14 protein-coding genes are annotated in these 13,679 nt (G+C 74.4%); 7 read left to right on the forward strand and 7 right to left on the reverse strand.

The genetic code is table 11. From position 1 onward, the window contains the following. Nucleotides 1–52: 52 nt before the first annotated feature. Nucleotides 53–565: a 5-(carboxyamino)imidazole ribonucleotide mutase gene (purE, locus tag ACI79R_RS11510; protein WP_456573757.1), complete on the forward strand. Its 513-nt coding sequence runs from the start codon at nt 53–55 to the stop codon at nt 563–565. Between the two features lie 28 nt (nt 566–593). Then, a complete protein-coding gene (locus ACI79R_RS11515) occupies nt 594–1,766 on the forward strand; it encodes an acyl-CoA dehydrogenase family protein (RefSeq protein ID WP_456573758.1) in 1,173 nt (390 codons plus the stop codon). A gap of 139 nt (nt 1,767–1,905) precedes the next feature. On the opposite strand, the gene ACI79R_RS11520 is transcribed toward ACI79R_RS11515, so the two are convergent. After that, nucleotides 1,906–2,151: a hypothetical protein gene (locus ACI79R_RS11520; RefSeq protein WP_456573759.1), complete on the reverse strand. Its 246-nt coding sequence runs from the start codon at nt 2,149–2,151 to the stop codon at nt 1,906–1,908. Nucleotides 2,152–2,591: 440 nt separating this feature from the next. On the opposite strand from ACI79R_RS11520, the gene ACI79R_RS11525 reads away from it, so the two are divergent. Continuing rightward, nucleotides 2,592–2,912, forward strand: a complete 321-nt coding sequence (locus ACI79R_RS11525; protein ID WP_456573760.1) for a hypothetical protein — start codon at nt 2,592–2,594, stop codon at nt 2,910–2,912. Nucleotides 2,913–3,050: 138 nt separating this feature from the next. Continuing rightward, nucleotides 3,051–3,791, forward strand: a complete 741-nt coding sequence (locus tag ACI79R_RS11530; RefSeq protein ID WP_456573761.1) for a YcnI family copper-binding membrane protein — start codon at nt 3,051–3,053, stop codon at nt 3,789–3,791. A 122-nt stretch (nt 3,792–3,913) separates the two neighbouring features. Here ACI79R_RS11530 and ACI79R_RS11535 read toward each other — a convergent pair whose 3' ends face one another. Next, entirely contained in the window at nt 3,914–4,954 is a 1,041-nt protein-coding gene (locus ACI79R_RS11535; RefSeq protein WP_456573762.1) for an NAD(P)-dependent alcohol dehydrogenase, read from the reverse strand. Nucleotides 4,955–4,990: 36 nt separating this feature from the next. Next, nucleotides 4,991–5,401 (reverse strand): (R)-mandelonitrile lyase, encoded by a 411-nt coding sequence (locus ACI79R_RS11540; protein WP_456573763.1) that lies wholly within the window; start codon nt 5,399–5,401, stop codon nt 4,991–4,993. A 123-nt stretch (nt 5,402–5,524) separates the two neighbouring features. Between ACI79R_RS11540 and ACI79R_RS11545 the strand changes: the two genes are divergently transcribed. The 3 genes from ACI79R_RS11545 (at nt 5,525) to ACI79R_RS11555 (ending at nt 10,487) form a co-directional block, all read left to right on the forward strand. Next, nucleotides 5,525–6,403 (forward strand): helix-turn-helix transcriptional regulator, encoded by an 879-nt coding sequence (locus tag ACI79R_RS11545; RefSeq protein WP_456573764.1) that lies wholly within the window; start codon nt 5,525–5,527, stop codon nt 6,401–6,403. Nucleotides 6,404–6,791: 388 nt separating this feature from the next. Beyond that, nucleotides 6,792–9,752 carry an arabinosyltransferase domain-containing protein gene (locus tag ACI79R_RS11550; protein WP_456573765.1) on the forward strand — a complete coding sequence of 987 codons (2,961 nt, stop codon included), beginning with the start codon at nt 6,792–6,794 and terminating at the stop codon, nt 9,750–9,752. A 90-nt stretch (nt 9,753–9,842) separates the two neighbouring features. Next, the gene (locus tag ACI79R_RS11555) at nt 9,843–10,487 is read left to right on the forward strand and encodes an SGNH/GDSL hydrolase family protein (protein WP_456573766.1); all 645 of its coding nucleotides are present in this window, start codon (nt 9,843–9,845) and stop codon (nt 10,485–10,487) included. 9 nt (nt 10,488–10,496) lie between these two features. Here ACI79R_RS11555 and ACI79R_RS11560 read toward each other — a convergent pair whose 3' ends face one another. The 4 genes from ACI79R_RS11560 to ACI79R_RS11575 are packed head-to-tail and all read right to left on the reverse strand — an operon-like array spanning nt 10,497 to nt 13,660. Further along, nucleotides 10,497–11,318 carry a DUF1028 domain-containing protein gene (locus tag ACI79R_RS11560; RefSeq protein ID WP_456573767.1) on the reverse strand — a complete coding sequence of 274 codons (822 nt, stop codon included), beginning with the start codon at nt 11,316–11,318 and terminating at the stop codon, nt 10,497–10,499. A 19-nt stretch (nt 11,319–11,337) separates the two neighbouring features. After that, a complete protein-coding gene (locus ACI79R_RS11565) occupies nt 11,338–12,006 on the reverse strand; it encodes a CoA transferase subunit B (RefSeq protein WP_456573768.1) in 669 nt (222 codons plus the stop codon). 1 nt (nt 12,007) lies between these two features. Further along, on the reverse strand, nt 12,008–12,811 hold the full coding sequence (locus ACI79R_RS11570; RefSeq protein ID WP_456573769.1) for a CoA transferase subunit A: 804 nt from the start codon (nt 12,809–12,811) through the stop codon (nt 12,008–12,010). Between the two features lie 42 nt (nt 12,812–12,853). Further along, a complete protein-coding gene (locus ACI79R_RS11575; protein ID WP_456573770.1) occupies nt 12,854–13,660 on the reverse strand; it encodes a TIGR03089 family protein in 807 nt (268 codons plus the stop codon). Between the last annotated feature and the right edge of the window lie 19 nt (nt 13,661–13,679).

Raw genomic sequence — 13,679 nt, forward strand, 5'->3', positions numbered from 1 at the left:
CCCGAGCACTGAGCCTTCCCGAGCACTGAGCCCTTCCCGAGGAGCACTGAGCATGGCCGAGAGCAGCGGGCCGGTCGTCGGCATCGTCATGGGCAGCGACTCGGACTGGCCGATGATGGAGCCGGCCGCGCAGGCGCTGGCCGAGTTCGGCGTCCCCCACGAGGTGCACGTCGTCTCGGCGCACCGCACGCCGCGCCGGATGCTCGACTACGCCGAGTCCGCCGCCGGCCGGGGGCTGCGCGTGGTCATCGCCGGCGCCGGGGGAGCGGCCCACCTGCCCGGCATGGTCGCCGCCGCGACGCCGCTGCCGGTCATCGGCGTGCCGCGCCCGCTGGACCGGCTCGACGGCCTGGACAGCCTGCTCTCGATCGTGCAGATGCCCGCCGGCGTGCCGGTCGCGACGGTCTCCATCGGCGGCGGCCGCAACGCCGGGCTGCTCGCCGTCCGCATCCTGGCCGCCGCCGACGACGCGCTGCGCGCGGCGGTCGAGCGGTTCCAGGCCGACCTCGCCGAGTCCGTGCTCGCCCGCGACGCCGCGCTGCAGGAGCGCCTCGCGGGCGGTTGACTCCGAGGACGTCCTACGATCTGTACCCGTGGGTAACGACGCAGGGCTGTACCAGCTGACCGAGGAGCACGACGCGATCCGGGCGGCGGTCCGCGACATCGCCGAGCGGGAGATCGCGCCGTTCGCCGCCGAGGTCGACGAGGAGTCCCGGTACCCGGTCGAGGCCCAGCAGGCGCTGACCAGGGCCGGCTTCCACGCCACCCACATCCCCGAGGCCTACGGCGGCGAGGGCGCCGACGCGATCGCCACCTGCATCGTGATCGAGGAGGTCGCGCGGGTCGACGCCAGCGCGTCGCTGATCCCGGCGGTCAACAAGCTCGGCTCGATGCCGATCATCCTGTCCGCCGGCGAGGAGCTCAAGAAGCAGGTGCTGCCCTCGATCGCGTCCGGCGAGGCGATGATCAGCTACGGGCTGTCCGAGCGGGAGGCCGGCTCCGACGCCGCGGCGATGCGGACCCGCGCCCGGCTCGAGGGCGACAGCTGGGTGCTGAATGGCACCAAGGCCTGGATCACCAACTCCGGCGTCAGCGAGTGGTACACGGTCATGGCCGTCACCGACCCGGAGAAGCGGGCCAACGGCATCTCCGCGTTCGTCGTCCGCCGCGACGACCCGGGCTTCGCCGTCGGCCCCAAGGAACGGAAGATGGGGATCAAGGGCTCGCCGACCTGCGAGCTCTACTTCACCGACTGCACCATCCCGGCCGACCGGATCATCGGCGAGCCCGGCACCGGCTTCAAGACCGCGCTGCGGACGCTGGACTTCACCCGCCCGACCATCGGCGCGCAGGCCGTCGGCATCGCGCAGGGCGCGCTGGACGCCGCGGTCACCTACACCCGCGAGCGCCGGCAGTTCGGCAAGGCGGTCAGCGACTTCCAGGGCGTGCAGTTCATGCTCGCCGACATGGCCATGCAGATCGAGGCGGCTCGGCACCTGGTGTACGTCGCCGCCGCCCGTGGTGAGTCCGGCCATTCCGGCGGCAAGGTGGACCCCGACCTCGGCCGGCTGTGCGCCGCGGCCAAGGCCTTCGCCTCCGACGTCGCCATGAAGGTGACCACCGACGCCGTCCAGCTCTTCGGCGGCGCGGGATACACCCGCGACTTCCCGGTCGAGCGCATGATGCGCGACGCGAAGATCACCCAGATCTACGAGGGCACCAACCAGATCCAGCGCATGGTGATCGCGCGGAGTCTCCTGCGCTAGGACGTCGACCGGTCCGTCCACGGACCCGTCGGGTGGTTCGCCGGCGACGTGCTGCGGAGCATGTCCGCTCCCTGCGGCGTCACCTCGTCCGCGGGCGGCGGCGTCGCGAGCGGGTCTCCGGCGCGGCGGCGGACGGCGGTCAGCCGTGCGGCGGCGGAACCTGTGACACCGGAGCGACGGGCGCGTACCCGCGGCGCTCCCGGTGGTCGTAGAGCTCCTGCGGCGTCGGCAGCCGATGCCCGCCCGGGCAGGTCAGCGTGCTCGCGTCATCCACGTCGACGAACTCCTCGCGGCCATGGCCGTGGACGTCGGCCTGCTGGACCAGCCGGCGATCGCATCGAGGGCAGTGCAGGTTGTGCGGGGCCTGGACCCAGATCGCGTGCATCCGCCGGACGTACGCCGATGCCGGCACCGCGGAAACCGCCCGATCGGCGTGTCCGCCGCGCCGTCACGGAACCGCCACGAAGGGCCGAGCCTTCATGACGATCCGTTGACGACTCGTCCCACCCCCTCCCGTCCCGCTCGCGGCCGGCGCCTGGTCCGGCACGGTGCCCAGGCCACGTCGACGCGAGGAGAGATGCCATGTGCTGCCCCCGAGCCGCCCACCCCGATCGGCGGAGCGTCTTCTGCACCGGCTGCGGCCGGCGGCGCCTGCCCGCGGTGACCGTGCCGCCCGGGGGGCGTGTGGTGCCGCCCGGGTCACCCGGGCGGGAGACGTGGACTCCATGACGGTTCGGTGACGACTCCGCCGGCGCCGGGTCCCGAGCAGGGCACGGGGTAGGCGATGCAGGAGTACGGGGCGGGCAGCGGAGATCGGAGGCCCACGTGAGCTGGCTGGCACCGGTCCTGCTGGTCGCCGCGGTCGCCGTCGCGACGGTCGGGGCCGTCACGGCCCGTGGGGCGAGCGCTCCGGGGCCGGACGAGGAGCGCTCGAGGCGAGCGATCCTCGGCTTCGGTCTGCTGGCCGCCGCCACCGGCCTGGCGACGGTGGGTGGAGCGCTGCTCGGGGCGGGGAGCTCGGGACGCGTGCAGATCGCAGCCTTCGCCGTCGCCGCCGCGACCGTCGTCCTGCCCCCGCTCGCGGTGGGCCTGGCCCGCCGGGCCCGCCGCTCCGGCAGGGCGCGGAGGTCCGGCACCCGCGGCTGATCCGCGGCCGCGCACCAGGGGCTGTGATCGGCGCGACGATCGCCTGCGGGCGGGAACCACCGGGGCGGGTCGAGCGACTACCTCGTCAACCGCACGGGCCGGCAGCGGGCCGGCCCGCGGTCGACGAAGGAGTTGCCCGTGCTCGTCCGTCCCCTCCGCGCGCTGGCTGCCGCCGGACTCGCGACCGTGACCGTCCTGGCCGGGGGGATGGGCATCGCCTCCGCGCACGTGCGCGTGTCCTCCGCGGACGCCGCTCCCGGCGGTTACGGCGAGCTGGTGTTCCGGGTACCCAACGAGAGCGACACCGCCTCCACCGTCTCGCTGCGGGTGCAGGTCCCCGCCGACACCCCGCTGGCCTCGGTGAGCGTCAAGCCGATCCCCGGGTGGACGGCGACGACCACCACCGGGCCGATCGATCCTCCGGTGGAGGTGCACGGCACCGAGGTGACCGAGGGCGTCACCGAGATCACCTGGACCGCGGAGCCGGGCCAGGGCATCGCGCCCGGGCAGTACCAGACCTTCGCCATCAGCGCCGGTCCGATCCCCGAGGTCGACTCGATCAGCTTCCCGGCGGTGCAGACCTACGACGACGGCATGGAGCAGGCCTGGATCGAGCCGACCGTGGAGGGGCAGGAGGAGCCGCAGTACCCGGCCCCGGTCCTGACGCTCAGCGGGGACGCCGGCGCCCACGGGGGCGGGGCGGAGGAGTCGGACAGCCCGACGGTGTCCGAGGCGTCGTCCTCGACCGACGCCGCGGCCGACGGGGACTCCGGCAGCTCGGGGCTGGCCGTGACCGCCCTGGTCGTCGGGGCGCTCGGCCTCGTCGCCGGGATCGCCGGCGTCGTCCTGGCGATGGCCGCGCGGCGCCGCACCACCTGACCTGCCGGGCCACCGGCGGCACGCTCCGCAGGAAGTGCCGCCGGTGGCCGCGGCTCAGGACCGGAGGAACGTGCCGACGGCCAGCACCGCCGGCCCGGCCGCGGAGACCAGTTGGTCGGAGGTCACCGCAGGGTGGCGGCGTCGATCACGAACCGGTAGCGGACGTCGGAGGCCAGCACCCGCTCGTAGGCCTCGTTGACCCGGTCGGCGGGGATGACCTCGACCTCGGCGCCGATGCCGTGCTCGGCGCAGAAGTCGAGCATCTCCTGGGTGGCCGCCAGCCCGCCGATCATCGAGCCGGCGTAGCTGCGGCGGCCGCCGATCAGCGACATGACGTTCAGGCTGAGCGGCTCCGCGGGAGCGCCGACGTTGACCAGCGCGCCGTCCACCGCCAGCAGCGACAGGTAGGCGTCGACGTCGATGGCCGCGCTGACGGTGTTGACGACCAGGTCGAACCGGCCGGCCAGCCGGGAGAAGGTGTCCGGGTCGCCCGTCGCGAAGTAGGCGTCGGCGCCGAGCCGCAGACCGTCCTCCTGCTTCTTCAGCGACTGCGACAGGACGGTGACCTCGGCGCCCATCGCGGCGGCGAGCTTCACGGCCATGTGACCCAGCCCGCCGAGGCCGACGACCGCCACCTTCTTCCCGGGGCCGGCACCCCACCGGCGCAGCGGCGACCACGTCGTGATGCCGGCGCACAGCAGCGGCGCGGCCGCCGCCGGGTCGAGGCCCGCCGGGACGCGGAGGGCGAAGTCGGCGTCGACCACCACGTGGGTGGAGTAGCCGCCCTGGGTGGTGGTGCCGTCGCGGTCGGTGCCGGCGTAGGTGGGGACCATGCCGGCCAGGCAGTACTGCTCGTCGCCGTTGCGGCAGTTGGCGCACTCCCGGCAGGAGTTCACCATGCAGCCGACGCCGACGCGGTCGCCGACCCGGTGGGTGGTGACGTCGGAGCCGACCTCGGCGACGACGCCGACGATCTCGTGACCCGGCACGACGGGGAAGGGCATCGGACCCCAGTCGCCGTTGACGGTGTGGATGTCGGAGTGGCAGATGCCGGCGTACTCGATCGCGATCAGGACGTCGCGCGGGCCGACGTCGCGGCGCTCGACGGTGGTGGGGGCCAGCGGCTGCCCGGCGGCGGGGGCGGCGTAGGCGGGGATGCGCATGGGGGATGTGCCTCTTCCTGGGTGGGGTGGTGGCGGTCAGTCGACCGCGGGGGCGGCGGCGTACTCGTCGTCGGTGACGGGGGTCAGCCAGTGGACGGCGGCGTGCGCGTCGTCGGCCTCGTTGATGGCCAGGTGGACCATCAGCCGGTTCGGGGCGGCGCCGTGCCAGTGCTCCTCGCCGGCCTCGAACAGGACGCGGTCGCCGGGGCGGATGACCTCGACCGGGCCGCCGCGGCGCTGGCACAGGCCGACGCCCTCGGTGACGAAGACGGTCTGGCCCAGCGGGTGGCGGTGCCAGTGGGTGCGCGCGCCCGGCATGAAGTGCACGAGGTTCGCGGTGACCCGGGAGGGCGCCGGCGCGGCGGCGACGGCGTCGATGTAGACGTCGCCGGTGAACCAGTCGGCCGGGCCCCTCACGGTGTCGATGGAGCTGCGGGTGATCTGCACGGTGGTCCTCCTCGGTGGGCTGCACTCCACGGAACGCCCCCGGACGCGGGCGTGGGAGGTCGGGTTCATAGGGGGGAGAAGCTCGACCTCCCTGCGCCGGCGTGGCGACGTAGCGTCGATGCCGTGGACAACCGCTCCGACATCCGCGACTTCCTCGCCAGCCGGCGGGCACGGATCAGCCCGGAGCAGGCGGGGTTGCTGCCCGGCGGTGGGCGGCGGCGGGTGCCCGGACTGCGCCGGGAGGAGGTCGCCGTCCTCGCCGGGGTGAGCACCGACTGGTACACGCGGCTGGAGAAGGGCCACATCGCCGGCGTCTCCGAGGACGTCCTGGAGGCCGTCGCCCGGGCGCTCCAGCTGGACGAGGCCGAGCGGACCTACCTGTTCGACCTGGCTCGCGCGGCAGCCAGGCCTGCGCGCGCGCCGCAGCGCCGCAGCAGGGCGCCGATCCGGCCGCAGGTGCAGTGGATGCTGGACTCGATGACCGGCTCGGCCGCGTTCGTCGCCGACGGCCGCCTGGACATCCTCGCCACCAACACCCTGGGCTGGGCGCTGCACGCGCCGCTGTTCGCCGACCCGCGGCGACCGGCGAACTTCGCCCGCTTCCAGTTCCTCGACCCCCGGGCGCACGACTTCTACCGGGACTGGGAGGGCGCGGCCAGCATCACCGTCGCCCTCCTCCGCGCGGAGGCCGGCCGCCGGCCGTACGACGCGCAGCTGCGCGAGCTCGTGGGGGAGCTCTCGACGGTCAGCGAGGAGTTCCGGACCCGGTGGGCCGCGCACGACGTCCGGATCCACCACAACGGCGCCAAGCAGTTCCACCACCCGGTGGTCGGCACGGTCGACCTCGACTACTGCACCCTCGAGCTGCCCGCCGAGGGCCGCCCGGACCTCCGCCTGACCGTCTACACCGCCGCGCCGGGGTCGCCGTCGGAGGACGGCCTCAAGCTGCTCGCCAGCTGGGCGGCGACCCACGAGCCACCGGTCCCCGCTGACCGGGACTGACCGCCGACCGGGACTGACCGCCGAGCGCGTCGGCGGGGGAGCGGTGTCCCCGGGTGGTAGACCACCGGTGGACACGGCGGACGACGACCGGCGCAGCGGGCGCGAGGAGCGCTCCTGGGCACTCTGTGACGGATCGGTCCCCTTCGCTTCGGCAGGGTGTGGCCCCCTCGACACGCCGTCCGCGGGGCCGCTGTGACGGCTGAAACGGCCCGTTCCGTCCGTCGCGCACGGCGTCCCCAACGGTGCGGGCCGAGCGTGTTCACTGGGATCCGTGGCAACACCCAGCGCTCTCGCAGAACGGACGGCCCCCCGTCGGGACCCGCAGCACAGCTCGGCCGCCGGCCGACGGAGCTGGCCCCGGATCGAGCTGTGGATCCTCATCACGGCCGTGGTGGCGGTGCTCTCGGCAGCGCTCATGCCGCTGGCCCCGGTCTCGATGAACAGCCCCACGGTCTCCTGGCCGCAGGACCCCTCCGCCGCGGAGTCGACCGACCTGCAGCTGTCGACGGCGCTGCCGCGGTCGATCACCGCGACCTTCAGCTGCGCGGCCGCCACCGCGGCCCAGGACGCCGACGGCGTGCTGCTCGCGACGATCCTCCCGGGCCGGCCGTCGGAGACCGAGGGCCTGCTGGTGCGCGCCGAGGCCGGCGAGCTGCGGATCGTCAGCGACAACGTCGAGCTGTACCGCGGTGACCTCCCCGCGGGGGACTGCGCCTACACGCTGAGCCTGACCGCGGACTCCACCCGGCTGTCGCTGGACGGGCGCCCGCTGGTCGACGAGCCGGTCGAGAACCTCCCCGACGTCGACGTGCTGGCCACCTCCGTGACCTCGCTGCCCGGCGCCACCGCCGACGACCTGGGCGTCACCGTCGAGATCGACGACCAGTGGTCGACCAGCCCGACCACGCTGAAGTGGCTGATCGCCCTGGTGCTCGTGGTCTCCTCGCTGGCCTGCCTCGTGCTGGTGTTCCGGTGGGACCGCCAGCGGCGCGCCACCGCGCCCGCCCGTCGGCGGGGGAGCTGGGTCCGGCAGATCTCCGTGGTCGACGTCGCCGTGGGCCTGCTGCTGGTGGCCTGGACGTTCATCGCCCCGATGACCGACGACGACGGCTACTACGCCGCCATGGCCCGCAACGCCCTGGACAACGGGTACGTCGGGAACTACTACCAGCTCTGGAACCAGGGCTACACGCCCTTCACCTGGTTCTACCAGCTGCTCGGCTACTGGGACCTGCTCGGTTCCTCGCCCGTGGTGCTGCGCATCCCGGCCCTGGTCTCGGGCCTGCTGACCTACGCCGTCGTGCGCGCCGTCGTCGAGTCCGTGGGCCTGCCTGCGGCGGCCACCACCGTCCGCCGGCTCGCCCGGCACGCGGTCATCGGCCTCGTCTTCGCCATGGCGTGGCTGCCCTACGCCATGGGCGTCCGTCCCGAGGGCATGGTCGGCCTGCTGGCCGTGCTCTCCCTGGGCGCGGTGATCGTGGCCCGGCGGCGGGGCAGCCTCGGCTGGTTCTCGCTGTCCCTGCTCGTCGCGGGCCTGGCCATCACCTGCCACCCGACCGGCGTCGTCGCCCTGGCGCCGTGGCTGGCGAGCATCGCCGCCATGTGGCCGTACGTCCGCACCACCGGTGCGGTGCGGACCGTCGCCCGGGGCCTGGGTGTCGTGGCCCCCGCGGCCATCTCCGCGATCCCCGGCTTCCTCGACGGCTCGCTCAACGACTTCCTCGCCTCGGACAAGGTGTTCCAGCGCTGGCCGAACAACACCTGGTACGAGGAGCAGCTGCGGTACCAGTTCCTGCTCGGTGGCGGCCCCATGGGCGCCTACGCCAAGCGGGCGATCATCCTCGTCGGGATCGTGGCCCTGGTCTGGTTCCTGGTCCTGCAGCTGGCCGCCGCCGGCCGCCGCACCCGCCAGTGGCCGCCGCTGGTGGCCCTGACCGGGTACTCCTACGGCCTGGCGCTGCTGCTGCTCTGGCTGACCCCCAGCAAGTGGACGCACCACTTCGGCGCCATCTCCGGCCTGGGCGCGGTGTTCATCAGCTGCATGCTGCTGCACGTCGTGCGGGTGGCCGTGGCCGCGCAGCGGGGACGCCGGACCGTCTGGCCGGTCGTCGTCCTGGTCGCGCTGTCGCTGGTGGTGGCCTTCGCGCTGTCCATGCACGGGAACAACACCTGGGCGTACTCGTGGATGATCGCCATCCCGCACTCCTTCGAGTCGCCGTACATCTCCGGGATCTCGCTGGACAGCCCCGCCGTGTGGGCGGTGGTCGTGCTGGGCCTCGGGGCGCTGGTCGCGTGGCGGATGCGCCGGTCGGGCAGCGGGCGCACCGGGGCGGCGCGGGTCGCCGGCACGGCCGGGCCGCTGGCGGTCGTCGCCTTCCTGCTCGCCGGCTTCGTGTACATGGTCGGCGGCTTCGCCTACGCCACGGTCACCACGCTGGACGACTACAGCCCGTGGGCCGACGCCCTCCGTGATCCGCTGGCCCGGGACTGCGGCGCCGAGGGCGCGATCGCGGCGCCGGACCCGGGCACCGCGCGGCCGCTGGCGACCGCGACCGGCGGCACCGAGGCCGACGGCTTCCTCGAGGACAGCGGCTACCACCCGACGTCCCCGCCGCCGCAGGCCGCCCAGGGCGCGCCCCCGGTGTGGGGCAGCTACCCCGAGCTCGGCGGGGAGAGCAACACCGGCACCCTCACCACCGGCTGGTACGCGCTCCCCGAGGACGCCGGCGACGACGTCCTGCTGGTCGAGGTCTCCGGGCGGCTGACCCGCGGCAACGAGCTGCGCGCCGAGTACGGCACCCAGAGCGGGAGCGACGTCGAGCAGGTCGGTGACCAGCGGCTGGACGACGACGTCGACTCCACGATCTGGCGGCAGCTCCTCCTCGACGCCCCCGAGGACGCCGACGTGGTGCGCCTCGTGGCCAGTGACGACACCGGCGGCCCGGGTGGCTGGCTGGCCACCACCGCGCCGCTGCTGGTGGAGGAGTCCCTCCTGAGCCAGCAGGTGCCGGCCGACGCCACGGTCGGAGTCTCCTGGCAGTTCTCCTTCCTGTTCCCCTGCGCGGCCCAGCCGGAGGTCGTCCACGGGATGAGCGAGCCCAGCGACTACATCTACGCGTGGGGTGAGGGCGGGATCAGCAGCCTCGGCGACAACATCTACTCGCGTGGCCGCGGCGGCCTGTTCCACCCGACCGTCCGCTCGGGGGCGATGACCCTCCTGGCGGCGCGGATGGTCGACCACCCGGAGGTCCGGGCGTTCCAGATCTTCCAGGTGCAGAACCCCTACGCCGACGACGCGTACGACCTGGACGTGCAGCGCGTGGACCGGTGGGGCTGGCAGGGCTACTGAGCCGCTGCTGATCCGGACGGACGCGCCCGGGTGCCGGACGGCACCCGGGCGCAGCCGTCTCCGGAGGGCCCGATCGTGGACACTGGGCCGGTGCGGAGGCTCCTCCCGGTCGTGCTCGCGGTCGTCCTGCTGGGCGCGCCCGGCTGCGGCCTCACCGGCCTGGTGGACCGGGCGGACGAGCGCACCGTCGCGGTGTTCCTCGGGGACTCCTTCACGGTGGGCTTCGGCGGCGAGGACGGCGGCTACGTCTCCCGCACGGCCGACCGGCTGGACTGGACCGCCGTCGCGGAGGGCCAGTCGGGCACCGGGTACGTCAACCCCTCCGCCGTCGAGGGACAGGAGCCCTACGGGCAGCGGCTGGCTTCGGTGATCGCCGAGGACCCCGACGTCGTCGTGGTCCAGGGGAGCACCAACGACGTCTCGGCCACGCCGGCCGCGGTGCAGACGGCCGCCCGCCGGCTGTACGCCGACCTCGAGAAGGCGCTGCCGGACGCACAGGTGCTGGTGCTGGGCCCGCTGTCCCCGCCGGGGGTGGACGCCGCGGCCGTGCGGCAGATCCGCGACGTCCTGGCCGACGCCGCCGAGGACGCGGGCCTGCCCTACGTCGACCCCATCGCCGGGCGCTGGCTCACGCCGCCCGACGGGCTCTTCGTCGACGGCGTGCACCCCAACGACCGCGGCTACACGCGGATGGCCGAGGAGCTGGCCCGGGCGCTGCGGGACGCCGGCTTCTGACCCCGCCGGTCAGTCCAGCAGCCGGGTGACCGCGGCCAGCCGCTCGTCACCGGCCATGGCGCTCAGCCAGGCCTGCCAGCCCGGCCGGGCGCGCATCGCGGTGAGCGCGGCGCGGGCGGCCGCCCGGTCCCCGCGCCGGGAGGCGGCCAGGGCGGCGTACAGGTCGCGGGCGCCCTCGGGCGCGAAGACGGCGAGGGTCTCGTAGTCCCGCTCGTCGTAGGCGCGCTGCAGGTTGCGCAGCATGCGCAGCTGGGCGACGGGGTCGCCGGAGTCGTCGACCCGCAGGTCGACGCGGACGCCGTCGTCGTCGTCCGTGGGCGCGTCGGCACCCACCACCAGCAGTGCCGCGGACTGCCGGCCGCGCAGGTCCCCGCCGGCGTCCTGGCCGGCGGCCAGCGCGGCGAGCAGCCGGTCGGGGAGGTCGCCGCGGGCGGCGAGCAGCGCGCGCTCCATCGCGGGCAGCACGTCGTCGGAGGCGAGCATGTTGCCCTGGACGCTCCAGCCGTCGCCGACCCGGTGGCCGCAGGCGGGGAACGACCCGGGGCCGGTGTCGGCGGCGACCTCACCGGTGGCCGACAGCACCGCGAGCTGCCGGACGGCGTCCTCGGCGGCGTGCGCCGCCCGCCGCACCAGGTTCGCCGGGGGCGTGCCCTCGGCGAGCCCCGCCAGCAGCGCGCCGCCCAGGCCCCGCCGGCTGCGGGCCTGGACGGCGACCACCCCGACGCCGGGCCGGGCGGCAGGCACCGCCCGGCCGACGGCCAGGATGCAGGAGGAGACCGCGATCCCCAGGTCGCCGGTCCCGGGGTCGCGGGCGAGCACCGAGAACGTCACCGGGGGGCGGCGGCAGCGGTCAGGCGGTCGCGGGCAGCGCCATGGTCGGGACGTCGTCGGGCACGGTGAGCGGGGCACCGGTCGCGGCGACGACCTCGTCGGCGGTCACGCCGGGAGCGACCTCGCGGAGCACGAAGCCGCCGGGGGTGACGTCGATGACGGCGAGGTCGGTGATGATCCGGTCGACGCAGGCCTTGCCGGTCAGCGGCAGCGTGCACTCCTCGACCAGCTTCGGGGACCCGTCGCGGGCGACGTGCTCCATCATGATGATCACCTTGCGGGCGCCGTGGACGAGGTCCATCGCGCCGCCCATGCCGTTGACCATCTTGCCGGGGATGAGCCAGTTGGCCAGGTCGCCGCGGGGGTTGACCTGCATGGCGCCGAGGACGGCGACGTCCAGGTGCTTGCCGCGGATCATCCCGAAGCTCATCGACGAGTCGAAGAAGCTGGCGCCGGGCAGGATCGTCACCGTCTCCTTGCCGGCGTTGATGAGGTCGGGGTCCTCCTCGCCCTCGTAGGGGTAGGGGCCCACGCCGAGGATGCCGTTCTCCGAGTGCAGCACGACGTGCACGCCCTCGGGCACGTGGTTGGGCACCAGGGTCGGCATGCCGATGCCCAGGTTGACGTAGGAGCCGTCCTCCAGCTCCTGGGCGACGCGGGCGGCGAGCGAGTCGCGGTCCAGGGCCATGTCAGTTCCCTCCCGGGATCGTCTCGTCACCCGCGGCAGCCGGGGCACCCGTGGAGGGGCGCGGGCGGGTGGTGCGCTTCTCGATGCCCTTGCCCTCGACCCCGACGTGCACCACGCGGTCGACGAAGACGCCGGGCAGGTGCACCGTCTCGGGCTGGATCTCGCCGGGCTCGACGAGCTCCTCGACCTCGGCGATGGTGATCCGCCCGGCCATGCCGGCCAGCGGGTTGAAGTTCGCCGCCGACTCGTGGAACACCAGGTTGCCGTGCCGGTCGCCGCGGGCGGCGCGGACCAGGCCGAAGTCGGCCGTGAGCGCGGTCTCCAGCACGAACTGCTGGCCGTCGAACTCCCGCACCTCCTTGGGCCGGGAGGTCTTCACCACGTTCCCCTCGGCGTCGTAGAGCACCGGGATGCCGCCGTCGGCGACCATCGTGCCCACGCCGGTCGGGGTGTAGAACGCCGGGATGCCGACGCCGCCGGCGCGCAGCCGCTCGGCCAGCGTGCCCTGCGGGGTCAGCTCGACCTCCAGCTGGCCGGACAGGTACAGCCGGGCCAGCTCCTTGTTCCCGCCGACGAACGAGCTGATCGTCTTGCGGATCCGCCCGGCGTACAGCAGGACGCCCAGCGCCTGGTCGTCCACGCCGCAGTTGTTGGAGATCGTGGTGAGCTCCTTCGAGCCCCGCTCCAGCAGCGCGTCGATCAGCCGGATCGGCACCCCGCAGAGGCCGAACCCCCCGACGGCCAGCACCGCGCCGTCACCGACGTCGGCGACCGCCTCGCTCGCGCTACCGACGACCTTGTCCATGCAGTGACCCACCGTCCGTTCCGGGCGGCTGGGCGGCTCGTGTCAGGAGGGTCGGCCCAGCTCGCGGATGCCCTCGATCGTGCAGCCGAGCGTAGCCGTCACCCGTTCGTCGGCCGCACGCCGGAGCAGGCGGTCCGGATCGGCGGCGTGCACGAGCACCAGCGAGGCCCCGACCGCCAGCGGCGCGAGCAGCCAGGCCACGGGGCCGGCCTCGGTCGCCGCGCGCTCGTCGACCAGCACCCGGTCGCCGGTCGCGATGCCCAGTCGGCCGGCCAGCTCGGTCGCCGTCTCCACCAGCGCGGCGAGCGACAGCTCGAGGGTGCCCAGCGCCAGGCCGGGCCGGTCGGGGTCGGGCTGCTCGTAGGGCGTGAAGACGTCGCCGTGCACCCGCACCTCGAGCGCGTAGTCGCGGGCCGGCCCGGCGTAGCCGGTCATGCCCGCGCCCAGCGGGTGCAGCGAGAGCCCGACCAGCTCCGGGAGGTCCGGCTGCTCCTCCAGGGCGGCCAGCCGGTCCTGCGCGGCGAGGACGACGTCGGCGTCGGCCAGCCGGCCGTCGTCCTCGGCGGCGGTGTCGACGACCGTGGCGCCGCAGCTCCACACGGCGAGCAGCACCGCGGCGGTCTGCCAGTGCACCGGCAGCACCACCGCCACCCGGCTGCCCGGGCCCACGTCGAACTCGTCCTGGAGCAGGTTGGCGGTCTTGGCCACCCAGTTGGCCAGCGTGGTCGCCGAGAGCTCGATCCGCGCGCCGGTCGTGTCGTCGTACCAGGTCACCAGGGGCGCGGCGGGGGAGCGGCGCAGCGCCTGGTCGAGCAGGTCGGGGGGCGAGGGACGTCGGGGGCCGGCCACGGTGCCCAGCCTGGCACCT

This window comes from Blastococcus sp. SYSU D00820 (assembly GCF_054050695.1).